Source organism: Ochrobactrum quorumnocens (genome assembly GCF_002278035.1).
Lineage (GTDB): Bacteria > Pseudomonadota > Alphaproteobacteria > Rhizobiales > Rhizobiaceae > Brucella > Brucella quorumnocens.
In genome coordinates this window covers 1797501-1820407 of the sequence record NZ_CP022603.1, presented here as the reverse complement: position 1 = coordinate 1820407, position 22907 = coordinate 1797501, and the positions used below count along the sequence as shown (strand labels likewise).

Below are 22907 nucleotides of genomic sequence, written 5' to 3'. Positions count from 1 at the left end.
CCAAAACCTCCTGTTTTGAATGATGAATCACGAAAATGCCCATAACGAAAGACCAAAATGAGTCAGAATTCAACGGCGTTGGTATTAAAGCCGGTGTCGCGAAGCCACTTTGGTTCGAACCAACCATCAATCCTACTTTTGCAGCCATGGCAGAGCACTATGACACCACTATTCTGCCGACGCGTTCGCGCAAACCGAAGGACAAAGCCAAAGTCGAAGGCGCGGTACTGATTGTCGAGCGCTGGATACTTGCACGACTGAGGAACCGGACCTTCTTCTCCCTGTCGGACTTGAATACAACTATTGCTGCCTTACTGGAAGATCTCAACAATCGTCCAATGCGCCATTACGATAAATCCCGTCGTCAACTCTTTGAGGAGATTGAGCGCACTGTACTATCAGACTTACCGGAAGTGCCCTTTGAATATGCTGAGTGGAAGACGGCAAAAGTACATCCCGATTATCATGTCGAGGTCGACAAGACATTTTATTCGGTTCCGCATAGCTTGATCGGTCAAAAAGTGACTATTCGTCTTACGCACCGCGTTATTGAGATATTCGTCGTTCTCAACGCAATGGTCATGTCACTATCAATGAGCATATGCCCAAATCTCATCAGCGCTACGCTGGCCTGAATGCAGCAAGCTTGGTTCGACAGGCGGAGAAAATCGGCACAAGCACCGCTATATTCGTTGAACGGCTCATGCATGACAAACCACATCCTGAACATGGCTTTCGAGCCGTGATGGGCATTTTATCTTTAGCACGGCGCTATGATCCGCAACGGCTTGAAGCTGCATGCGAACGCGCGCTGACTATTCAGGCGCTTTCATATTCTTCGGTCAATTCCATTCTTAAATCCGGCCTCGACAGGGCAAAGCCTGTCGCGGAAACCGGTCAATCGCTTCCACCACACGTCAATATTCGTGGTCGGGGCTATTACCATTGATACAGAGAAAGATCAGATATGCTTACAAACCCCACCCTTGAACAAATGCACGCGCTTGGTCTACCCGGGATGGCGAGCGCTTATCGTGAATTGGCGGAACACGACAATAGTCATGAACTGAGCCGAGATGAATGGCTTGGCCTCATGTTCGACAGAGAAGTGGCCATGCGTGCCGATAAACGCCTGACAAACCGACTTGCAGCGGCAAAGCTACGCTTTCCACAAGCGTGTATCGAAGATATTGATTTTGCAGCATCTCGAAAGCTTGACCGACGCAACACAATGGCCCTGGCACAGGGACAGTGGGTTAACAATCATGAGAACATGATCATCACTGGTAAAACCGGAACAGGAAAGTCCTGGCTTGCCTGTGCATTTGCCCGGCAAGCTGCACGCCATGATCACTCAGCGCTTTATGTGCGAGCACCCCGTCTGTTCGAGGACCTGGCTGTTGCGCGTCTTGATGGGCGCTTCCCACGTCTGATGGACAGGCTTGCAAAAGTACAACTCCTAATCCTCGATGATTTTGGAACACATGCCCTTACTGAGCAGCAGCGTCTTCATTTATTTGAAATCGTAGAAGAACGCTATCAACGCCGATCAACCCTCATAACAGCTCAAATCCCCGTGTCAGCGTGGCACGACGTCATCGCAGATGCCACCGTAGCCGACGCAATACTCGATCGTATTGTCCACAATGCACATCGCATCAACCTTGAAGGAGATAGCATGCGAAAGCAAAAAGCAGGGGCTGTCTTGACGCAAACTCAAAACGCAGAAATCATCACTGAGTGATCAACAAATGACTCGTAAAACATAGAAACAAAAACTGTCCGCAATTTAATGAAAACAATGTCCGCATATTAGCGGAAACGCTGTCCGCTTTAACTGAAATACGCATTTTGCTTGAGCGATGTGCCGATCACACGTTACCAGGAATAGATGTCTCCGCGGCAGTGATACGGTTAGTGAAATTTTGGCGACACTGAATATTTGAACCTTCATAAGCAAGGACCAATATTCATGTCCTTGCCATCCCATTCATGGCAACGAACGACACTTTCCACCCCACCAGTTCGCGACGGGTGTGGAGGAGACCCACCGTTGATGGCCCCAGTGCGAAAGCTCTGTTACCATTACCGCATCAATCTTGCGAGCCTGGGCGAGTGTTAGTCTCAGAAGACGCGGACATTCAATCCAGCCATTTGAACTGCCGACCGTCAGAGCCTTTTGCTGTTCCTGCCGCCTGTCTCACGCACTCTCCGTTCGCCGAATGACGACTTTTCCTCGCGCCCGGCCAGATGCCGATCGCTCCAAGGCTGCAACGGTCTCCTCGAACACGAACTCGCTGTCAATGACTGGCCGCAGAGCGCCTACTTCGATCAACCTCCCGATTTCCGTAAGTTGATCACCCTCCGGGCGCATGAACAGAAAGCTGTAATCGATGCCGAGTGCTCGCGCCTTTTTACGGATCGAATAACTTCCAAATCTGATGAATTGTTTGACCAACCAGTTGGCGTTGACCGTTTCCGCGAAGGCAGGATCAGGCGGCCCAGCGATCGAGATCAGCATTCCCCCGCGTTTGAGAACATCAAGTGGACTTCACAGTCACCTCGCCGCCAAGCGTATCAAGCACCACGTCATAGCCGCTCAGGCGCTCTTCAAATGCCTCCTGGCGGTAATCGACCACCTCATCGGCGCCAAGATCGCGAACGAGCGCTACGTTGGCGGTTCCAACTGTGGTTGCGACATGAGCTCCCAAATGCTTTGCAATTTGGATAGCCACAGTGCCGACGCCGCCCGAACCTACATGGACGAGCACTCGTTGTCCCGCGCGCACCTTCGCGCGTTCGACCAGCACTTGCCAGGCGGTAAGTGACACTAGCGGCAGCGCCGCCGCTGCCGAAGGATCCAGGTTCGCCGGCATCGAGGCGAGGTCCGCTTCGACGACCGCGATCCGCTCGGCAAAGGTGCCGACGCGGTCCCCGCCGACACAGGCGAACACCCGGTCGCCAACCTGCGCCGCACGCCTTCGCCCATAATCTCAATGCAACGCCGCGCAAGTGTCTTGGATTTAAGACACCCGCTGAGGTCTTTGCTACACTTTTGCAGGAAGCTGCATAATCAGATACCCTCACCTATGGCATGATGCAGTTGGGGTAGCTTTTCCACCACCGTGCACCGCACCCAGCGGGTTATACGCCCTGCCGTCGGGTATTCCTTCGAATACGGCTCTTCCTCGGTCGACCTCGACCAGGTGAAAATTCAGGGTATCACCCATCGGTGCTCGCCGGCCAGCGGCAAGCAAGGATCGCAAATGGGCCAGCCCATCCGGGCGGTTATCTTCGGTCTTGTTCATTATTTGCTCACCATTGCTCATGGAACGGTCGTACCCCGGCCAAGAACGACCGGGCATCTCGGGGCTTATGTGCCAAGTGGAACACTTCTGCTGCGATTGGTATTGGCGATGTAAAGCGGCAAGCAAGCGTCGTAGTTGGGCTAGCCCATTCAGTGGCTTGTCGTCCGCCTCGCTCATTATTTGCTCACCATGGCTCGTGAAACGGTCGCACCTCGGCCAAAAACGACCAAGCATCTCGTGGCTGATGTGCGAGGTGGAACACTTCGGCCGCGATCGACGTTGGCGAGATGAAGAAGTCGTCCGGCTTGGTCGGCTGAAGCTCGCGCTGCCACGGTACGTCGATCGCTGCGTCGATGACCAGATAGGCGACATGGACGCCCTTGGGTCCGAGATCACGCGCCAGGGATTCGGCAAGGATACGCTGTGCTGCCTTTGTGGGTGCAAAGCCTGCGAAGGCCGCTTTGCCTCGTTGAGACGCGCCGTTTCCGGTCACAATGATCGCCCCTTCGCCTTTCTCGACCATGGATGGTGCCGTCAAGCGGGCGAGATGGAATAGGGCCATGGCGTTTATCTCGAAGTTTCGAACCAGCGTCTTTGCATCTATCTTATCGAAGGTCCCGAATGCTCCGCCAACCGCGTTGTGGACCACCACTTTAGGCGCTCCCACCCGATCAATTGCGCTTGCCAATGCCTCAGGATCCGCCACATCGCAGGGTACTGCAATCGTATCCGCAATTTCGTTCTCAAGCGCAGCGAGTCGGTCGGCATTGCGGGCCAGCATCGCCACATGATAACCCCCTTCTACAAAACGACGAACGGTCGCTGTTCCGGTCCCTGGTCCAACGCCCGTGACGAGCGCGAGAGGCTTGTCAATATTGCTCATGCGGCGGCCTCCACCCGTGCAAGCTCCTCGCGCAAGAAGTCGATCCTGTCATTGCCGAAGAACATCTCATTGTTAACGATCATGGTTGGTGAACCGAACACCCCGCGCGTTGCCGCCTCATCAGTAAGTTTGTCGAGCTGCATTACGGCTTCTTCAGTATCGATACGAGCAGCGATAACAGCGGTTTCGATGCCCGCTGAAGCGAGTTCCTCGACGACAGCTTGTGATGTCGCGAGCGATCGGCCGTCACTCCAGATGGCACGAAACAGTGCTAGCGTTACGGCCGCCCGATCCTCTACCTCAGCGACGATCACCGCGCGTGCCATTGCCTCACCGTCATTCGTTCGCATGTCAGAAGGATTAAACCTCAGTCCATAGCGGTTCGCCCATCGGCCGAGATCGATACGGGCATAACGACCCTTAGGGGCACAGGTGATTGTAGTAGGCGTGTTTCCGACTTTCTCCATGACGATGAGCACCTTCATAGGCTTAAAGTCGATTGAGGAGGCCAACTCGGTCAGCTGGGTAAACGCCAGGTATGAGTAAGGGCTGCGGAAATCGTAAAAGAATTCGACGGTGCGAGACATCAGTCGGCTCCTGTTGCAGTGAGAAGGTGGTGAACAGCGGCGTCGGCTCCCGGTCCTGGCCGTAGCCGAGCGCGTTCGAGCGGCAAAACTTCGTTTGTCACGGCATCGACCAGCGCTAGGGTTACGGGTCGTCCGGTCTCTCGATCAACCAGCTCGATGGTGGGGGCTCCAAATCCGGTCGCATCCCAGCGATCGCCCCATTCACGCAAGGCAACACTGACCTTCCATAGGTCACGACCCTTGTTCGTCAGGCGGTATTCATCACGCGGCGGGCGGTCTTGGTAGCGAACACGCTCTACGATGTCGGAAGAAATTAGATGCTTTAGCCGCGCTGAAAGCGTGGCCGCCGGAATTCCTGTGCTGGCTCGCAGATCATCATATCGGCTAAGGCCGAGCGACAGGTCGCGTAAAACCAAGAACGCCCATCGGTCGCCGATCATTTCTAATGCTCCAGCGATCGAGCAGCGCATACCAGAAAAAGATTTCGTCTTCATCTCCCGTTCCACCTCTCAAGCGGTGCGCCTCGAGCGAGCCGACATCAAGCAACTGCGCCACATCTGGGCCGCCAAAGAACATTTCGATGCTCCGCAGCTAACCGCACCGATCTGATATTCTATTAACTTCAATTATTGAAGCTACTACAATGTGACGGCGCAGTCCAGTCCGCCGTGTTGCCGGAAAGTGTTCAAAGGGACCAAAGCCCGCTACCCACAACTGCTTTCCGCTGACATTCAACCGAAAGCCCGATCAGACAAAGCTGTCTTCATCGTATTGGTCGAGTTGTATATCGTCGCAGGCTTCGAGTTCTTTTGATAGCCCGACAAGATCAGGAATAGCCGTGATGGTCGGAAAGACGATTGCAAGAGTCTAGGGTCAAATGGGGTATTCGGCTTAAGCCCATCTGGCCCTAGTCGCCATCTACTGACTGCCGCAAAAGTGATCTGCACGACACCTGTAGGTCGGCGGATCGTCTTGGACAAAGAATTCTCACCGCCCTTGAAATCTCCCTTTTTCCGTTTCCGCTTGAACGCGGTTCAGCAGTCGAGGCGCTTATTGATGCTAAAATTATTGTCCGGTAACGGAGTTGATGGTATTGCCGCTTGCTCGTCCCAAGCGGTCGATTTGCTGCCCATAGCTCCGCCGAGTTTGAGGATCGAACACCGCTATTGGCGCGTTGACGAGAACGCTAGCAGTTCCGCCAACTGTCTGCGCAGCACCAATCGCCACCGCACCAAGGCGATCTCCAACTCCAATTTCCGAATCTGTAATCGTTTGTCCGGTCACCAACCGGGATCCGATTAGTTTGACAACTTCCGGGCTTTCCGCAAATTTCCCGTGATTTAATCCGTCGCCGCTTTTCAGAGCAGTCAGGTCGATGATTGTTATTCCAGACTTCTCAAGCTCCGACTTATAGGGTTCAACGGACGGATCGATCTGTCCAAGCCTGTCGATATTCCCTGAAATACGACGCGACAAACTTAACGCACGATCGTCTCGCGAAACAAATATTGTCATGTTCGGTCGTTTCTTACCCATGGACTCCCATTGTTTTCCAAATACATCGACATCGAGATCAGGAGAGGCCAGAATTACATTCTTTATCTTGGAGGCGACACGGCCATCTCGAATTGCCATCTGCCGGAGCGCTTCGACAGTAAGCCAAGAGCCCATCGAGTGCGCCATAATCGTGATTTCCCCCACGGCTGGATTATCCGCTGTCTGACGCAGGACTTCTTCAAGCGCGTCTCTGGAATAATTGGTGCTTTCCTTGTCGTAATTATAGTCAAAAACGCTGGCACGCGACGGCCACGTGAAGATCAGCGGCGCGACGTCTGCCCCTGAATCGTGCACAATTTGGGTAAAACGGTAGACAGCGGCTTCATAAGTATTATTGAAACCATGAACAAAGATCATCACACGTCGGCTGGCTGGCATATGAGATTTGAGCCAGAGACGGGCTGCTTCATCACTCTCGATCGACTTAACGCTAACAGTGGAAAAATCAGTCGCAGGATTGGCGGGAAGCCGATTCGGCCACTGAACCTGTCCAACCTTTCGGCTCGTTGCCGGTGGAATTGAAACCTTGATTTCGGTAATAGCGAGTTGATCAGCCCTCTCCCCTGTAAAAGCCAAGCTTTTATCGTCAGATGGTTTTCGTGTTGTCGCGACCAACACATCGACCACTGAAGCCTCCGGTGACGTTTTACCCGATGGTTGGAGTACGCCTGTAGGGCGCCCGGCACAGCCCGTTAAAACTGCCGCAATTACTAGGCCTGTCATAAAAGTCGAACCATGACGTTTGAATTGGCTGCATAAAGAACAACGGCCAATGATCACTTGATAAGGAAACATGGTTTATGAAGCCTCTCTGAGAGCGTTTAAACCACGTTCTGTTATTCGATAAATTGTTGGCTTTGATGCGATGAGCTCGCAAAGCCCTTTGCGTGAAAGTCGTGTCAAGCCATCGCGCGCAGATGCTTTAGCCAGATATGGATGACCATTCGGGAGTGCTTCGCTGACATAATTGATGTCGGCACCGTCAGGCTTTTGCGCGAGGCGCCGCAAAATTCTCGACTGCCTGGCGGTAAGTTTTGGTTGCACACTCCCCACTTTCTCTTGAAGGCGCACTGTGTCGTTTTTCATGAACTTTTCGGGCAAAGCTTCATCATTCAATGCGTCAAACGTCGCAACTCCATCCCACTTCCCGTTGGGATCATGCCCGGCTTCATTAAGAACGACGTGCACCGCACGCACATATTTTAGCTGTTCCACGAGAGCAAGTTCAGCCCAAGACCGCCTGGCATCGTGACCGTAACGGCTTATGCTATGATGGCGCCAAAGCTCCACAGCGCATCTTTCAATAAGTTTTTCTGACAATGTCATAGCTGTTTTCCAACGCATAATTTTTTGATCTTGACGATCGAGCATTCAGATCTGATCGTTCGAACAGCAATAAATACGACTGTTCAACGCGTTAAATCTCGTCGGAATGAAGCAAAGAGACCTGTAACGCTTTTCTTTGCGTTAGCTAAAACACGTTCACTGCGTTCGGAAAGCAGGATCTCTCGCTCAAATCCTTTAACGAGCGAGCGCATCGTATTAAAGGAGGTCTCTGGAGAATGCCCGTTGCCCAATTGACCACGTTCTGCGGCGCGCATAAACGCAAACTCCATCGCCCATCTTTCTTCAATTTCCAACTTCCTGATAACGCGTTGTAACGCATCTGGCTTGGCCTGGAGATCAATGCGTAATACGATGGTGAACATCCGTTTCAGATGCGGGATCGTTCCCAAGCAATCGAACCACGAGAGAATTTTTTGCTCCAGAAAGCAGAGAGGTTCAAAGCTTATACCCTTGGCATCTTCGTCAAAAATTTCCTGTAGATGATTGACATGAAGACCAGCAAAGAGCTCATGGAGCAAATCATCTTTGCCCCGAAAGTGCCAGTATAAGGCCCCCCGGGCAACCCCCGCTTGAGCCGCGATTTGATCCAGAGAGCAGTTTTCTACGCCTTTGCTATAAAAAAGCAGCTCAGCGGCTTCAAGTATGGCTGCCCTTGTAAGGGCAGCCTCTGATTTAGTTCTTTTCAATCGCCTTTCCTCCGCCATCCCCCGGAACATTCTCAGCGACATCGTCCTTTGAGAACATTTTCATCACAAACACGAAGAACACCGGGACGAAGTAGATTGCGAGGACGGTTGCGGTAATCATCCCGCCCATCACGCCAGTGCCGATCGCATTCTGACTTGCAGCACTCGCGCCTTTTGCAATAGCAAGCGGAACAACGCCGAGAGTAAAAGCGAGAGAGGTCATGAGGATTGGCCGGAACCGAAGTTTGCACGCTTCAATGGTGGCCTCGAGCAGAGGCTTGCCTTCAGCTCTCAGGTCCTTGGCAAACTCAACGATCAAAATGGCATTTTTTGCTGACAAGCCAATAATTGTGATCAAGCCAACCTTGAAATAAACATCGTTGGGCATGTCACGCAGCATAACGGCCAGCACAGCACCGATGAGCCCAAGTGGAACCACCAGCATCACGGATAGCGGTATCGACCAACTTTCATAGAGTGCCGACAGCAACAGGAAGATGAATACGACCGTCAAGCCGAGAAGGAAGGGAGCTTGCGACCCGGACTGAATTTCCTGCAGCGACTGGCCAGACCATTCGTAGCCAAAACCTTCCGGGAGTTGCTGCGCAAGCCGCTCCATCTCCGCAATTGCAGCTCCTGATGAATATCCGGCAGCTGCATCGCCTGCGAAGCGTATTGCCGGGTAGCCATTATAACCAACTATCTGTGCAGCGCCCTTTGCCCATTCGACTGTAGCAAATGATTGCAACGGAACCATGCCACCTTTTGAGTTGGCAACATTCAGATTAAGCACGTCCTCGGGCGTCATACGTTTCTGATCATCAGCCTGGACGGTCACTCTTTGCATTCTGCCTGCGTTCGGAAAATCGTTGATATAAGACGATCCAAGGTTGGCAGATATTGTCGCGTTTATTTCTGCAAAAGTGACACCAAATGTATTGGCTTTTTCCCGGTCAATATTGATGATGAGCTGGGCTGCTGCTGGCATACCCTCAGTCCGCACGCCACTGAGAACATTGCTCTTCTGAGCCTCTGCCATCAACTGGTTAGCCGCACTGTTTAGCGCATTCTGGCCCGCTCCGGATCGGTCCTGCAAACGGAAAGTAAAGCCACCTGAATTGCCAAGGCCCTGAATTGGCGGCGGCGATAGCGCAAAAGCTACTGCGTCTTGTAATTGCGCCATGCTGCCATTGCCCCTCTGACTAATCATGGCAGCGCTGTTGTTTGCATCCCGTTCGCTCCAGTCTTTCAACGTAACGAATGCAATCGCAGCGTTATCCCCGAAGCCGGAAAAGCTGTAACCATGGATGATGGTTCGATCTTCAACTGAAGGCTCCGCGGCAAAAACCTTGTCAATCGCTGCTGCAACATTGTCAGTGCGGTTTGTACTTGCTTCGGGGGGGGTCTGAATATCAACGAGTACAAAACCCTGATCTTCATTGGGTAGAAATGAAGACGGAAGCTGTAAGAAGAGGTATGCCAGCCCGCCTACAATCACGACATAGATAATCATGAAACGGCCGGTGCGTTGGACAATCCAGCTAACGCTATTCGAGTATCGGCGGGTACCGGCATCGAACTTGCGATTAAACCAACCAAAAAAGCCCTTCTTTTCATGGTGACCTTGCGGGATCGGCTTAAGAAACGTCGCGCATAAAGCTGGTGTGAGCGAAAGCGCCAAAAAGCCTGAAAACAGAATGGAAACGACCATTGTCAAACTGAACTGTTGATAGATCACCCCGACCGCGCCCGGAAAAAACGCCATAGGGATAAACACGGCCGTCAACACAATTGTAATGCCAATGATAGCGCCGGAAATCTGGCTCATTGCCTTCCGCGTTGCTTCCTTTGGAGAAAGCCCCTCTTCCGCCATTATTCGTTCGACATTTTCGACAACTACAATGGCGTCATCAACAAGAATACCGATTGCCAGAACCATCGCAAACATTGTGAGAACGTTGATCGAGAACCCGCTTACGAACATGATCGCACATGTCCCCAACAAGGCGACGGGCACCACAAGTGTCGGGATGATGGTGTAGCGGAAATTCTGGAGAAAGATGAACATCACGATGAAGACGAGAACAATCGCCTCGATCAGTGTATGCATCACTTTCTCAATGGAAATTTTGACGAATGGAGATGTGTCGTATGGGACCAGATACTCGATACCAGCCGGGAAATACTTGGACAGCTCCTCCATCTTAGCCTTCACGGCGGTCGCGGTTTCCATCGCGTTGCCTGTCGGCGAAAGCTGGACCGCAATTGCGGCTGCCGGTTTTCCGTTGATCTGGCTGGAGAAGGAATATGCTTCACCACCAACCTCAATCCTTGCCACATCACGAAGACGAACGGATGATCCGTCGGAGTTCGCACGAAGAACAATAGAGCCAAACTCTTCGGGGGTCGTCAGCTGTCCTTTGACAAGAACGGTTGCCGAAATCTGCTGATTTATCGGATTGGGACGCGCTCCAATGCGTCCGGCTGCGACCTGTGCATTCTGCGCTGCAATCGCATTATTTATATCTGCAGTCGAGAGTTTGAGGCCAACCATCTTATCCGGATCAATCCAGATGCGCATGGCGCGCTGGCTCGCAAAGACCTGTGCGCGTCCCACACCCTTAATGCGCTGTATTTCACCAAGAACATTTCGGTTCAGGTAATCACCCAGACCTACCACATCAGTGTTGCCGTCAGTTGATACCAGGGCGACCAGCATCAAGAAGCCGGTGCCTGCCTCTTGTACCTGCACGCCCTGGCGAGAAACCACTTCTGGCAAGCGGGATTCAACACGACGCACAGCATTCTGAACATCAATCGATGCCTGCGACGTATCCGTTCCAGGTTCGAAAGTGACGTTGATCTGAACGGTCCCCGAAGAGTCAGACGTGGATTCAAAATAGATCAGCCCATCGACACTATTGAGTTCCTGTTCAATGGGTGCGGTCACACTTTGATAAATATCCTCCGGCGACGCACCCGGATAGGTCGTAAAGATCGAGATCTGCGGCGGAGCTACATTCGGATATTGAGCGACTGGCAGTGAGGGTATCGCCAGAAGCCCAGCAATGATGATGAAAATCGCAACGACCCATGCAAAAATTGGTCGTCCAATGAAGAATTGCGCCATAACGACTGCCCTTGAAATCTAATTATTGAGACTGACATTCGTCACTGAACAGCAGCGGTGGACTCCGGAGACTTCCATTCGACAGGGTTGACTGTTGCTCCAGCAGCAGTTTTCTGAAACCCTTCTGCAACAACACGGTCCCCTTCATTCAATCCCTGCTCGACAACCCAGCGCTCGCCGATCATACGGCCCACGACAACGCGCCGCTGCTCAACGATATTCTGATCATTAATGACGAGGACATTTGCCTGACCGCCGGCATCCCGCTGGACCGCCTGTGTTGGAACCGCCAGTGCCGCACGCTGTATCCCCTGCTCGATCGCGACACGGACATACATGCCGGGCAACAGATCGCCATCGGGATTTGGGAATTCACCACGTAGCGTGATCTGTCCGGTGCTCTCATCAACAGCTGCTTCAGAAAACAGCAACCTGCCTTCCAGGGGATAAGTTGTTCCGTCGTCAAGGATCAGATGAACCGTTGCTTCATTCGGACCGGTCATCAGCTGACCATCCTGCAACGCCTTGCGCAACCGTATCAGGTCTGCGGCTGGTTGCGTAAAGTCAGCATAAATGGGATCAAGCTGCTGAATGGTCGCGAGATTTTCCGCCCCATTCGCACTTACCAGTGCGCCTTCAGTAATCAATGCTCGACCGATACGTCCTGAGATTGGCGCTGAAACGTTGGTATATTGCAGGTTCAGCCGCGCCTCGGCCAATCCCGCCTGCGCAACCGCAACATCCGCCTGTGCCTGCGCAAGTGTCGCGATAGCGGTCTCGCTATCTCGCTGAGACGCAACATTTGACTTTCGCAACTGCTCAATGCGATCCGCTGATTGCTGTGCTTGTAAAAGTGACGCTTCAGCGCGTTTAAGCGTCGCTTCCGTGCTGTTGACCTGGACCTGGAATTGGGCTGGGTCAATTCTGTAAAGCACATCTCCTTTTTTGACAAAGGATCCCTGCTGGAAAACCTGGTCGACAACTATCCCCGTGACACGTGGACGAACTTCCGCTAGCCGTGTCGGCGCAATACGTCCAGGAAGTTCCTTGTTTATCGGCAGCGCTTCTGGGCGGAGCTCAACAACACCCACATTGGCAGGAGGCGGCGTTTCCGCTGCCTCTTCATCTTTCTGGCAGCCGGACAATACGGCCGATAAGGCAAGGCAAACCAATATGCCCACGTAACGATTTCTCATTGCTACTCCAATTGCGCTTAGTCTGGCAGCCGTAAATTCTTACTGCTCTGCCTTTTTCAGCCTGCTGATCGCTACGTCGCGCACAGCCAAAAAAGGATACGGATAAGTGTACTAATCCAAGTTTGCCATTTGCGCAACTAATCGGTATACTTTTTCATCACAAGGAGTTTAGATTTGACTGAGCAAACTTTGCATCTGACTGGCCGTCCAACGAAAGCCCAGATGCTTCAGATCACCAACGCCGTTTTGGATACGGCGTGCGACTTCTTCTCGGCGAAGGGGTTTGCTGGCGCATCAATGGATGACATTGCCGATCGTGCTGGCATCACCAAACGCACAATTTACCGACGCTATCCCAGCAAGCATGCCTTGCTGGACGCAGTTGTCGAGCGCGAGATTTTAAGGTTTCACGAATGGCTAAATGGTGCTGAACCTGGCCAAACCACAATCGCAAAGCTGAAAAACACAGCGTTTCGGCTGTTTGAATATAATACGTGCACTCACAACACTCGTTTTGCGCATTTCCTGTCCGCTGAAGGGAGTTTCTCTGAAGATTTGCGCGAAAAGGTCATTGAATGGGAAGACGTCGCGCTTGCCCCTGTCATTTCCCTGATTGCCGATGCTCAAAAGGAAAAATACTTACCCGAGACCGACACTAGCGAACTAAGCTATTTGTTGTTGGATTTGATCAACGGTGGGCGCCAGATTAGAAATCTTGATAGATTGATGAAAGGTAACATTGGGACCCGAACACAGTTTTTTAATTATCGATGGAAAATATTCCTGAACTCGACCAGTTGATATTCTCCCAACATCTCGGAGGTCGGAACGTAAATGGCCAAGCAATATTGCCCGCATCAGTACATTATTGCTTCGCAGAAGTTGAACGATCAGGCCGAACTATGAAACGCGAGTAGCGTGTCCATCAATCCAGTCTGATGAGTGCACGCAATCGGGCATTAATCCGGTCCACCAGCCAGACGAGGCTGCCATTCCAAAAGCCGTGTATGCGAGACTGATGGGCTCGGTAAAGCATGGCATGGCTGAGTTGCGCGAGATGGCCTCTGATGGAGCGCCCTTCGAGAAAGCCAAACTTCCCCAACGATCCGAAGGCGTCGTACTGGGCAAGAGAAACTAGTGCTCCGAAGTTTCGGTATGCGTAACCGGGTATTGGCTTTCCATTCAGCCAAGCAGGCAGATGATTGATCACATGGTGCGCCTGTTGATGGGCGACCTGAGCAGTAGGAGGCAATGGGCGTTGTTCGCGGACAGGCGTGAAGCTTGCACAGTCACCCACTGCAAAAATCGCCGGATCGCGCGTCGTCTGCAGGCTTGGCAAGACCACAAGCTGGTTATTTCTCGCTGTCTCCAACCCATCAAGCTCATAGAGAAAATCTGGCGCTTTCACACCAGCGGCCCAAATCATCAACGAGCTTTCTATCAACTCGCCGTCTGACAGGCGAAACCCGTTTTCTTCGGCCGCGCCAACCGTCGAGCTGGTAAGCACTGTTACGCCCAACTCTTCGAGGCGGCTCTTCACCGACTGGGAGATATCAGCCGGGAAGGAGGCCAGCAGCCGATCACCGCTTTCGATCAAGCAGACCTTCAAACGGGAAGACATTCCAGCCCCGCCGTACAAGTCTGCCGTCTGCGCCAGATGGACGAGTTCTGCCGCCAATTCGACGCCAGTGGCGCCACCACCCACAATGCTGATCGACAGTCTGGTTTTCTCCTCCATGCTCTGGAGCATTCGGATGCGCAGTTCCTGATTGAAATTGTCAGCCTGCGTGCGCGAGTCGATCATGTAACAATGCTCGAATACGCCCGGCGTTTTGAAGTCATTAGCCTGGCTACCCAGTGCCATTATCAGCACATCGTATGGCAGCCGTCGCCCCTGCATCATCAACCTGCCGTCCGACGCCGAGATCGGCGCGACCAGCACCTCCCTTGCCTTCCGGTCGAGCCCACACATCTCGCCAGGCTGGTAAATGAACCCGCTATTTCTGGCCTGTGCAGCATATGCGACCTGCTGCTGATAGACATCGCGCGTGCCAGCGGCGATTGTGTGCAGCATTGGTTTCCAGATATGCGCACTGTCAGCATCGAGCAAGGTCACCTCAAAATTCCTGTTTCGCCGGGCAGATCGCCCCAACTGCGTCGCAATTTCGAGGCCGGCAACGCCGCCACCGACCACCAAAACGCGCTTGGGGTTTCCCGCTTTTGAACTCATCAATCTGTTCCATTCCCTTTTCTTGCGCTGGCTAGTTTCCCGGCGTCGATCCTGAGTTCTTTCTCAATCGAAAAGCTGACCGTGCCGCTAACCGGGAGGGACTTCATCGCCAGATAGCTGAACACCATGGCCGGACCAATTGTGGCTCCAGCGCCACCATAGCTTTCCCCCATCATTGATGCCGTTGCGTTGCCCGATGCGAACAAACCCTCGATCGGAGCGCCATTGCGCAGCACACGACCGATCTCATTCGTCACGACGCCACCCTTGGTCCCGATATCGCCCGGATAGACCCGCACCGCCCAGAACGGAGCTTTTTCAATCTTTCCGAGGTTTGGATTTGTCATTCTTGGATCGCCATAATAGCGGTCGAAAGCCGACGCTCCACGACGAAAGTCCCTGTCGTCATTCGCATCGACGTTGCTGTTGAACCTGCTGATTTCCTGTTTGAGCACATCAGCGTTCAAGCCGCACTTTCCCGCCAATTCCTCAATCGTATCGGCCTTGATAAAGTAACCGCTGTCGATCAACCGTTGAGGTGTGACGCCACCGGGGAAGTTGGCGAAAAGATATTTCTTCCTGAACCTGGCGTCGGCGAGGAGCCAGACAGGCACCTCCCTCTCCCTGTTCATCTCCGCCAGAACGCCGCCAACGGTCATGTAGTCGGCGGCTTCGTTGATGAAACGGCGGCCTTCCTCGTTCACCATGATCGAATGCGGCATGCCGCGCTCAATTGCGAGCATGTCACGTCCGTCGTTCTCATCGAGAACGGTTGGCATCCACCAGGCGATATCCAGCATCGCCATATCCGCGCCGATCTTGAAGCCATCCTCAATGGCTTTGCCGTCGATACCCTCAGGAGCCATCGAGTAGCGTTCGCCGAGATTGTGGAATTGTCTGCGCAAAGGCTCGTTTCTGGAGAAGCCGCCGGTGGCAAGCACCACTGCCTCCCGAGCCTTTACAACAACCTTCTTGCCATCGCGGAGTACAACCAAACCGGAAGCACGGTCCCCGTCGAAAATGATCTCGTCGTACGGTGCGTTGAGCCACATTTCCACACCGTGTTTCGTTGCGATTTGCCAGAGGCCGGCGACAAGGCTCTTGCCGCGCGACAGCGGCACGCGCCCTGTCAGACGCCAGAAGGTGTTGAACATCATGACGTAGGCCCCTGTCAGCAACCCCTTGAGAGAGGAGGTCGCCATCAGCATCGCCGGCGCCAATGTCGTGGCGAATTCTATCGGCGGGGCCCTGTCAGGTTGGCGCATGGACTTGAGCCAGGGACCCAACTCCTTGCCATTGGCGATGGCAGTCTCCAGGGTTCGGCCAATCTTTCCGCCAGGCTTTTCCGGATGGTAGTCAGGATAGGTTCCTATGGCGACCCACTTGAGCCCGAGGCGAGCGAGATAGTCGACCATCTCGGGTCCGTGATCGACATAGGCTTCCAATCGCGCTGGCGACGTCGCCGCGCCATGATCGCCGACGATGGCTTTCAAATAGGTGAGAGCCTCTTCGCGGCTATCCTTGAGGCCTTTCGCCTTTCCGAAGCTGTTGTTCGGTATCCATACGCCGCCACCCGAGATTGCAGACGTTCCACCCCAGCGATCGGTGCTTTCCAGGACAAGGACCGAGTAGCCGCGTTCCGCCGCGGTGATCGCGGCGGTCAGTCCTGCTGCGCCGCTGCCCGCTACAACAACATCGTAGGTGTGTTCATCGCCTTCGATCATGGTTTCACTCTCTTTCGTGACGGGTTAAATCTGCACTGCGACAAGATCGGATTGGGGCGCTCTTCCCCCTCGGAGCTACGCAACCGTCGCCCCACCATCGACGACCAATTCGGCGCCGGTGACAAAGCTTGCTTCATCCGATGCCAGGAACAGCGCCATATTGGCGATATCGGCTGGCGTCCCGAGGCGGCCCAGCGGTATGGTCGCAGCCGTCGCGTTCCTGGCCGCGTCACCCGGGATCAACCCCTGCACCATTCCCGTATCGATGGTTCCTGGGTGAATGGAATTGCAGCGGATGCCATAGCGCGCCTCGTCGACGGCCATGGCCCTGGTGAAAGCGCGCACCCCACCCTTCGTCGCCGCATAGGCCGCTGTGCCGGGAACGCCGATCAGAGCTGAGACCGAAGAGATATTGACGATGGAGCCGCCCTTGGCGCGCATATGCGGAACCACCGCGCGGCATCCGAGGAAAGCGCCGCGAAGATTGACCGCCACGAGCCTGTCGAATGTATCAAGCGATGTTTCGGAGATGGTATCTCCACGGAACATGCCGGCATTGTTGACGAGGATGTCGATACAATCCCAGCGGCTGCGCACCAGTTCAACTGCTGTGCTCCAAGCTGCCGGATCGCTCACGTCCATGGCATGGACCAGGGCTTTGTCAGTCAAGCTTGCCAGGGCTGCTGCGGCTTCATCGAGCCCCTCTTGACTGATGTCCGTGAGCAATACCGCTGCCCCTTCTTCAGCGAACCTCCGCGCAGTCGCAAATCCCATTCCCTTTAGAGACGCTGCACCTGTGATGATCGCCGTCTTACCTTCCAACCTGCCACTCATGGACTTGCTCCTCCTGCACGCCGCCACTCAGGACACACTGTGCTGTTCCAACAGAATAAATGTTACACTATGTAACGTTTATCGTTAAATAGGCCTAGAACTTCGCGAACGTCAAGGAATTTCGTGTATGAGTGATGGAAGGTAAAGGAGACAGTGAATGAGCCAACGTGCAGACGGCCGGGAAAATCGGCTACGCCTGATCGAGGCTGCCGAAGCCATTTTTGCGAATGAGGGGTTCGATGTGCCGCTCGAGGCCATAGCAAAATCGGCGGGGGTCAGCCGCATGACGTTTTATCGCCATTTCCAAGATCGGGAGTCACTTTGCTTCGCTATTTTCGAGCGGAACATCGTGAAGTTGGAAGAAATGGCAACGCGACTACAAAGTGATCCGAACGCTTTTGCGCTGCTTCTGGACGCGTTGGCCGACATGTTCGCCAGCGACTACGGCCTGGTGGAAGGACTGACGCGGCAACAAACGCACCAGGATCAACTCAACAGCCTGAGGCAGCGTGTCGTCGAGCTTCTGTCCGCGCCGCTGGTGCGAGCCCGAGACTTCGGTTTGATAAAAGACGATTTTCAGCTGAACGATCTCTATATCCTGATTGACATGTTGGGGGCTGCGGTCGGCGTCGGGTCGATAGAAGCAAGGCGCGCGCGCGTCAGCCGAGCATTGATGATTTCCACCTCAGGCTTCACACCTCCTCCGACAACGCCGACATTTATCCCGTCAAGTCCGGCGGACGGCGCGACCAATGAGACTAAGCTTTAACTTGATGAAGAAAGATGAACTTGCTTATTCAACGACCCTGCTGAGAAGACTGTCGGACCAAGCTTGGAGCCTAGGGCCGGAAATCGGAATGAGGACGCGCCCCATCTCGCCGCGGTTAAGACACGCGCATTTGTGATCTGACTTCCAACGCTGATGCGGCCACCATGGACCGCAGCAGCGTGCAATGTCGATACATTTATCAGACCTTGAGTACTCGGCCACTCTCAGCTACACATTGCTAAAGATATGGCTGGAGCGTTGTCGTGTGCACGATGACACTCATTATCCCTGTGAGCCTGTAGCTGCACTTTTCGCGCCAGTATTTGCGCGACGCTATGCTTCGCAGGATTACGCCATTGCCCGATATATCAACCGTTTCAAAGTCATTCACCGCCGGCTGCTTCTCTGTAACCAGAGAGGTTTTCGCGCCATTGTCGTGCTGTGACCTACAGGATGAGCACGAATATGGCACGGGATACCAAGACCAGGCGGAAGGAGCAGAAGGAGTTCGGCCAGCCCGAACTCACCCTCCTACGCGTTGGCACTGGCCCAGATCCGCGCCTGGTCGAAATGGTTCGCCTTCTCGCGCGTCGGGCTGCAACCGAACTTTACGAGCAGGAGCGGAAGAAACGCCAGACAGAGCGCTCCTGATCAACACCCAGGGGATTACATCGTGAAAGTCGCCGTTTACGCACGCTATTCGTCAGACAATCAGCGGGACGCATCCATCGCCGACCAGCTGCGCATATGTCGCCTTCATGCTGAAAAGCAGGGTTGGCATATCGTCCAGGAATACACCGATCACGCGGTATCCGGCGCCTCCTTGCTCCGCCCTGGCATCCAGGCACTGATCTCCGATGCCAATCGTGGACGCTTCGATATCATCCTTGCCGAGGCAATGGACCGGCTGTCTCGTTATCAAGAGGACATTGCCGGTATCTTCAAGCGCATGACCTACTCCGACGTGAAAATAGTCACGTTGTCTGAGGGGGAGATCACGCACCTTCACGTCGGCCTCAAAGGCACGATGAACGCGCTCTTCCTGAAGGACCTGGCCGACAAAACGCGTCGCGGCCAACGTGGTCGCGTGGAAGCTGGAAAATCAGGGGGTGGCAATTGCTACGGCTATGATGTCGTCAAGAAATTCGATGTCAACGGCGAACCCATCCGTGGTGATCGTACGATAAACGAGATTGAAGCCAATGTGGTTCGTCGCATCTTCCGGGACTACAACACCGGCAAATCCCCAAAACGTATCGCCGTCGAGTTGAACAAGGATGCAATCCCGGCCCCGGGCGGCGGTGATTGGGGCTTCAGCACCATCAATGGCAATGCCAAACGCGGCAACGGCATCATCAACAACGAGATGTATATCGGCAAGCTGGTCTGGAACCGCCAGCGCTTCATCAAGGACCCGGACACCGGTAAGCGTCAGGCGCGACCCAATCCGGAATCCGAATGGATCATTCAGGACGTGCCGGAATTACGCATTCTCGATGACGAGCACTGGAACGCAGTGAAGGCGCGTCAGGCTGCCATTAAGACCACGCGCACCGATGGGAGCGCCGAGAACCATTTCCGTGACCGCCGGCGTCCCAAGTACCTCTTCTCAGGCCTGACCAAATGTGCCAGCTGCGGGGGCGGCTACTCGATGATCTCAGCCGATCTTATCGGCTGCTCGACCGCCCGCAACAAGGGCACCTGCGACAACCGGAAGAACATCCGCCGCGATCGACTGGAGTCTCGTGTCCTGAATGCCCTGCGTCATCACCTGATGGACCCAGCGCTCTTCAAGGAATTCTGCGACGAGTTCACGCGCGAGATGAACCGGTTGCGGATGGGGGGACGCGCGTCAATCGATGCCGCCCAGGCAGAAGTCAAGAAAATCGATCGCGAACTGGATACGCTGCTGTCCCTTATCCTCAAGGGCGGTGCGGCGGACCGCCTCAATGAGAAGATGGTTAGCCTTGAACGTCGGAAGAAGGAAGTGGAGCAGTTTCTCCAGGAGGCCGAGGAACCGCCGCCTCTCCTCCATCCCAATATGGCCGATCATTACCGGGTTCAGGTCGAGGACTTGTACGAGGCGTTGCAGGAAGACGCTGAGGCCAAGCGGATGACCGCCGCCGACATTTTCCGGTCGCTGGTGAAAGAGATCATCCTGACGCCGGGCGAAGACGAGCTTCAGATCGACGTCCGAGGGGATCTGGCTGGCATTCTGGCCATCTCCCTGAATACGAAAAAGCCCGCCACAAGGGCGGGCTCTTCACAAATAGATTTGGTTGCGGGGACCAGCTCTGATCTGAACTTGCGCCGGTCGCTAGTTGAAGTGGTTGCGGGAGGGCGCAACCATCAGAACTTGCGAACACAAAAAAGCCGCCCGGATGGGGCGGCTGATGTGGGCGATCATGGATCGCAATTAGAGATGGTTGCGGGGGCAGGATTTGAACCTGCGGCCTTCAGGTTATGAGCCTGACGAGCTACCGGGCTGCTCCACCCCGCGCCAGGGTGTTTATTTTGAACCGGTTTGGTATTTTTTGCGCATCGCGCTTACTAATCTGTTTTGTATTGGTTTGAGAAGATGATTTGATTTGTGTGCTTAGCAGACCTGGCAGCGACCTACTCTCCCGTGTCTTAAGACAAAGTACCATTGGCGCTGGAGCGTTTCACGGCCGAGTTCGGAATGGGATCGGGTGCAGCCGCTCCGCCATAACCACCAGGTCGGCGAAGAACACAAATATGAGAAGCTGGTTGTCTTTCGTGCAGATAATAAAACGATATCAGTTTAAACGTTTCGAAGCGTAGCTTCGCAAGGCCGACTGGCCGTCGCCGATGTTTCGGCGTGCTGTCCGCAGGCTAGCCTGACGTTAGTCAGGCGCTCAGCCGTAAGGACATAAACTAAACTAATATCTATCGAACTTCGTTCGATGGATATTGTAAATGAGAGTGATCAAGTCGATCGAGCTATTAGTACCGGTAAGCTACATGCGTTGCCGCACTTCCACACCCGGCCTATCAACGTGGTAGTCTTCCACGGCTCTGATAGGGAATACTCGTTTTTAGGTGGGTTTCCCGCTTAGATGCCTTCAGCGGTTATCCCGTCCGTATATAGCTACCCTGCTATGCCGTTGGCACGACAACAGGTCCACCAGAGATACGTCCATCCCGGTCCTCTCGTACTAGGGACAGATCCTATCAATATTCCTACACCCACGGCAGATAGGGACCGAACTGTCTCACGACGTTCTGAACCCAACTCACGTACCGCTTTAAATGGCGAACAGCCATACCCTTGGGACCTGCTCCAGCCCCAGGATGCGATGAGTCGACATCGAGGTGCCAAACAACCCCGTCGATATGGACTCTTGGGGGTCATCAGCCTGTTATCCCCGGCGTACCTTTTATCCGTTGAGCGATGGCCCTTCCACGCGGGACCACCGGATCACTATGACCGACTTTCGTCTCTGCTCGACTTGTCAGTCTTGCAGTCAGGCAGGCTTATGCCATTGCACTCGACGAACGATTTCCGACCGTTCTGAGCCTACCATCGCGCGCCTCCGTTACTCTTTAGGAGGCGACCGCCCCAGTCAAACTACCCACCATACACGGTCCTGGACCCGGATAACGGGCCGCAGTTAGACATCCATATAGATAAGGGTGGTATTTCAAGGATGACTCCACAATGGCTGGCGCCACTGCTTCAAAGTCTACCACCTATCCTACACATGTCGACACGAATGCCAGTGTAAAGCTATAGTAAAGGTGCACGGGGTCTTTCCGTCTAACCGCAGGAACCCCGCATCTTCACGGGGAATTCAATTTCACTGAGTCTGCGTTGGAGACAGCGGGGAAGTCGTTACGCCATTCGTGCAGGTCGGAACTTACCCGACAAGGAATTTCGCTACCTTAGGACCGTTATAGTTACGGCCGCCGTTTACTGGGGCTTCAATTCAATGCTTGCACATCTCCTCTTAACCTTCCAGCACCGGGCAGGCGTCAGACCCTATACGTCGTCTTGCGACTTCGCAGAGCCCTGTGTTTTTGGTAAACAGTCGCTACCCCCTGGTCTGTGCCACCTCCACCTAGTTGCCTAAATGGAGGTCACGCTTCTTCCGAAGTTACGCGTGCATTTTGCCGAGTTCCTTCAACGCAGTTCTCTCAAGCGCCTTGGTATTCTCTACCAGTCCACCAGTGTCGGTTTAGGGTACGGTCTATATGCAGGAGCTATTTCCTGGAACCGCTTCGCTGCCAGATCAATCCAATAAGACCTGACAACACACGCAATCCGTCACTACCTGCAGGCCCACGAATATTAACGTGGTTCCCATCGACTACGCCTTTCGGCCTCGCCTTAGGGGCCGGCTAACCCTGCTCAGATTAACTTTAAGCAGGAACCCTTGGACTTTCGGCGAGGGAGTCTCTCACTCCCTTTATCGTTACTCATGTCAGCATTCTCACTTCCGATACCTCCAGGATGTCTCACGACTGTCCCTTCACAGGCTTACGGAACGCTCCGCTACCACGCACATACGTGCATCCACAGCTTCGGTGTATGGCTTTAGCCCCGGTACATTTTCGGCGCAAAGACCCTTATTTAGACCAGTGAGCTGTTACGCTTTCTTTAAATGATGGCTGCTTCTAAGCCAACATCCTGGTTGT

General features: G+C 53.9%; 19 protein-coding genes, 1 tRNA gene, 2 rRNA genes and 3 pseudogenes (1 of these 25 only partly in view). 8 read left to right on the top strand and 17 right to left on the bottom strand.

The window, feature by feature from the left end:
* Positions 1–83: 83 nt before the first annotated feature.
* Together CES85_RS08580 and istB are read left to right on the top strand one after the other, a co-directional pair.
* Positions 84–949, top strand: a pseudogene (locus CES85_RS08580) (Mu transposase domain-containing protein); the annotation flags it as partial.
* Between the two features lie 18 nt (positions 950–967).
* A complete protein-coding gene (istB, locus tag CES85_RS08575; protein WP_095445478.1) occupies positions 968–1744 on the top strand; it encodes an IS21-like element helper ATPase IstB in 777 nt (258 codons plus the stop codon).
* A 456-nt stretch (positions 1745–2200) separates the two neighbouring features.
* Here istB and CES85_RS28110 read toward each other — a convergent pair whose 3' ends face one another.
* Both CES85_RS28110 and CES85_RS28105 read right to left on the bottom strand, forming a co-directional pair.
* Positions 2201–2521, bottom strand: coding sequence for a zinc-binding dehydrogenase (locus tag CES85_RS28110; RefSeq protein ID WP_280523376.1), 321 nt, complete (start codon positions 2519–2521; stop codon positions 2201–2203).
* Between the two features lie 19 nt (positions 2522–2540).
* Positions 2541–2876, bottom strand: a complete 336-nt coding sequence (locus CES85_RS28105; protein ID WP_280523375.1) for a zinc-binding dehydrogenase — start codon at positions 2874–2876, stop codon at positions 2541–2543.
* 390 nt (positions 2877–3266) lie between these two features.
* Between CES85_RS28105 and CES85_RS27120 the strand changes: the two genes are divergently transcribed.
* A complete protein-coding gene (locus CES85_RS27120) occupies positions 3267–3422 on the top strand; it encodes a hypothetical protein (protein WP_157743438.1) in 156 nt (51 codons plus the stop codon).
* 70 nt (positions 3423–3492) lie between these two features.
* Here CES85_RS27120 and CES85_RS08560 read toward each other — a convergent pair whose 3' ends face one another.
* The 8 genes from CES85_RS08560 to CES85_RS08525 all read right to left on the bottom strand — a co-directional run bounded on the left by CES85_RS08560 (position 3493) and on the right by CES85_RS08525 (position 12694).
* Entirely contained in the window at positions 3493–4191 is a 699-nt protein-coding gene (locus CES85_RS08560) for an SDR family NAD(P)-dependent oxidoreductase (RefSeq protein ID WP_244923182.1), read from the bottom strand.
* Positions 4188–4778 (bottom strand): 2-hydroxychromene-2-carboxylate isomerase, encoded by a 591-nt coding sequence (locus CES85_RS08555; protein ID WP_095445476.1) that lies wholly within the window; start codon positions 4776–4778, stop codon positions 4188–4190. The genes CES85_RS08560 and CES85_RS08555 overlap by 4 nt, the downstream gene beginning before the upstream one ends.
* The gene (locus CES85_RS08550; RefSeq protein ID WP_095445475.1) at positions 4778–5272 is read right to left on the bottom strand and encodes a winged helix-turn-helix transcriptional regulator; all 495 of its coding nucleotides are present in this window, start codon (positions 5270–5272) and stop codon (positions 4778–4780) included. The genes CES85_RS08555 and CES85_RS08550 overlap by 1 nt, the downstream gene beginning before the upstream one ends.
* A 571-nt stretch (positions 5273–5843) precedes the next feature.
* Positions 5844–7058 carry an alpha/beta hydrolase gene (locus tag CES85_RS08545; RefSeq protein ID WP_095445769.1) on the bottom strand — a complete coding sequence of 405 codons (1215 nt, stop codon included), beginning with the start codon at positions 7056–7058 and terminating at the stop codon, positions 5844–5846.
* 75 nt (positions 7059–7133) lie between these two features.
* Positions 7134–7706, bottom strand: a complete 573-nt coding sequence (locus CES85_RS08540; protein WP_095445474.1) for a hypothetical protein — start codon at positions 7704–7706, stop codon at positions 7134–7136.
* A gap of 38 nt (positions 7707–7744) precedes the next feature.
* Positions 7745–8368 (bottom strand): TetR family transcriptional regulator, encoded by a 624-nt coding sequence (locus CES85_RS08535; RefSeq protein WP_157743437.1) that lies wholly within the window; start codon positions 8366–8368, stop codon positions 7745–7747.
* On the bottom strand, positions 8355–11498 hold the full coding sequence (locus tag CES85_RS08530) for an efflux RND transporter permease subunit (RefSeq protein WP_095445473.1): 3144 nt from the start codon (positions 11496–11498) through the stop codon (positions 8355–8357). Before CES85_RS08530 ends, CES85_RS08535 begins: the two co-directional genes overlap by 14 nt.
* Before the next feature lie 41 nt (positions 11499–11539).
* Positions 11540–12694: an efflux RND transporter periplasmic adaptor subunit gene (locus tag CES85_RS08525; protein WP_095445472.1), complete on the bottom strand. Its 1155-nt coding sequence runs from the start codon at positions 12692–12694 to the stop codon at positions 11540–11542.
* A gap of 222 nt (positions 12695–12916) precedes the next feature.
* On the opposite strand from CES85_RS08525, the gene CES85_RS08520 reads away from it, so the two are divergent.
* Complete coding sequence (locus CES85_RS08520) at positions 12917–13495, top strand: TetR/AcrR family transcriptional regulator (protein WP_157743436.1); 579 nt, start codon at positions 12917–12919, stop codon at positions 13493–13495.
* 124 nt (positions 13496–13619) lie between these two features.
* On the opposite strand, the gene CES85_RS08515 is transcribed toward CES85_RS08520, so the two are convergent.
* The 3 genes from CES85_RS08515 to CES85_RS08505 all read right to left on the bottom strand — a co-directional run bounded on the left by CES85_RS08515 (position 13620) and on the right by CES85_RS08505 (position 17482).
* Positions 13620–14924: an NAD(P)/FAD-dependent oxidoreductase gene (locus tag CES85_RS08515; RefSeq protein ID WP_095445470.1), complete on the bottom strand. Its 1305-nt coding sequence runs from the start codon at positions 14922–14924 to the stop codon at positions 13620–13622.
* Complete coding sequence (locus CES85_RS08510) at positions 14924–16648, bottom strand: FAD-dependent oxidoreductase (RefSeq protein WP_095445469.1); 1725 nt, start codon at positions 16646–16648, stop codon at positions 14924–14926. The genes CES85_RS08515 and CES85_RS08510 overlap by 1 nt, the downstream gene beginning before the upstream one ends.
* Positions 16649–16723: 75 nt before the next feature.
* Positions 16724–17482 carry an SDR family NAD(P)-dependent oxidoreductase gene (locus CES85_RS08505; RefSeq protein ID WP_095445468.1) on the bottom strand — a complete coding sequence of 253 codons (759 nt, stop codon included), beginning with the start codon at positions 17480–17482 and terminating at the stop codon, positions 16724–16726.
* Between the two features lie 157 nt (positions 17483–17639).
* Here CES85_RS08505 and CES85_RS08500 point away from each other — a divergent pair, with 157 nt between their 5' ends.
* The 4 genes and pseudogenes from CES85_RS08500 to CES85_RS28100 all read left to right on the top strand — a co-directional run.
* Positions 17640–18251, top strand: a complete 612-nt coding sequence (locus CES85_RS08500) for a TetR/AcrR family transcriptional regulator (RefSeq protein ID WP_095445467.1) — start codon at positions 17640–17642, stop codon at positions 18249–18251.
* 465 nt (positions 18252–18716) lie between these two features.
* A complete protein-coding gene (locus tag CES85_RS08495) occupies positions 18717–18902 on the top strand; it encodes a hypothetical protein (protein WP_095445466.1) in 186 nt (61 codons plus the stop codon).
* A gap of 22 nt (positions 18903–18924) precedes the next feature.
* Positions 18925–19719, top strand: a pseudogene (locus CES85_RS27780) (recombinase family protein); the annotation flags it as partial.
* Positions 19720–19788: 69 nt separating this feature from the next.
* Positions 19789–20004, top strand: a pseudogene (locus tag CES85_RS28100) (recombinase zinc beta ribbon domain-containing protein); the annotation flags it as partial.
* 99 nt (positions 20005–20103) lie between these two features.
* Here CES85_RS28100 and CES85_RS27770 read toward each other — a convergent pair.
* The 4 genes from CES85_RS27770 to CES85_RS08475 form a co-directional block, all read right to left on the bottom strand.
* Entirely contained in the window at positions 20104–20304 is a 201-nt protein-coding gene (locus CES85_RS27770; protein ID WP_244923181.1) for a hypothetical protein, read from the bottom strand.
* A 370-nt stretch (positions 20305–20674) separates the two neighbouring features.
* Positions 20675–20751: transfer RNA gene (locus tag CES85_RS08485), tRNA-Met, on the bottom strand.
* A gap of 103 nt (positions 20752–20854) precedes the next feature.
* Positions 20855–20969 (bottom strand): 5S ribosomal RNA (gene rrf / locus CES85_RS08480).
* A 225-nt stretch (positions 20970–21194) separates the two neighbouring features.
* Positions 21195–22907, bottom strand: a 23S ribosomal RNA gene (locus tag CES85_RS08475); it runs 1099 nt beyond the window's last position.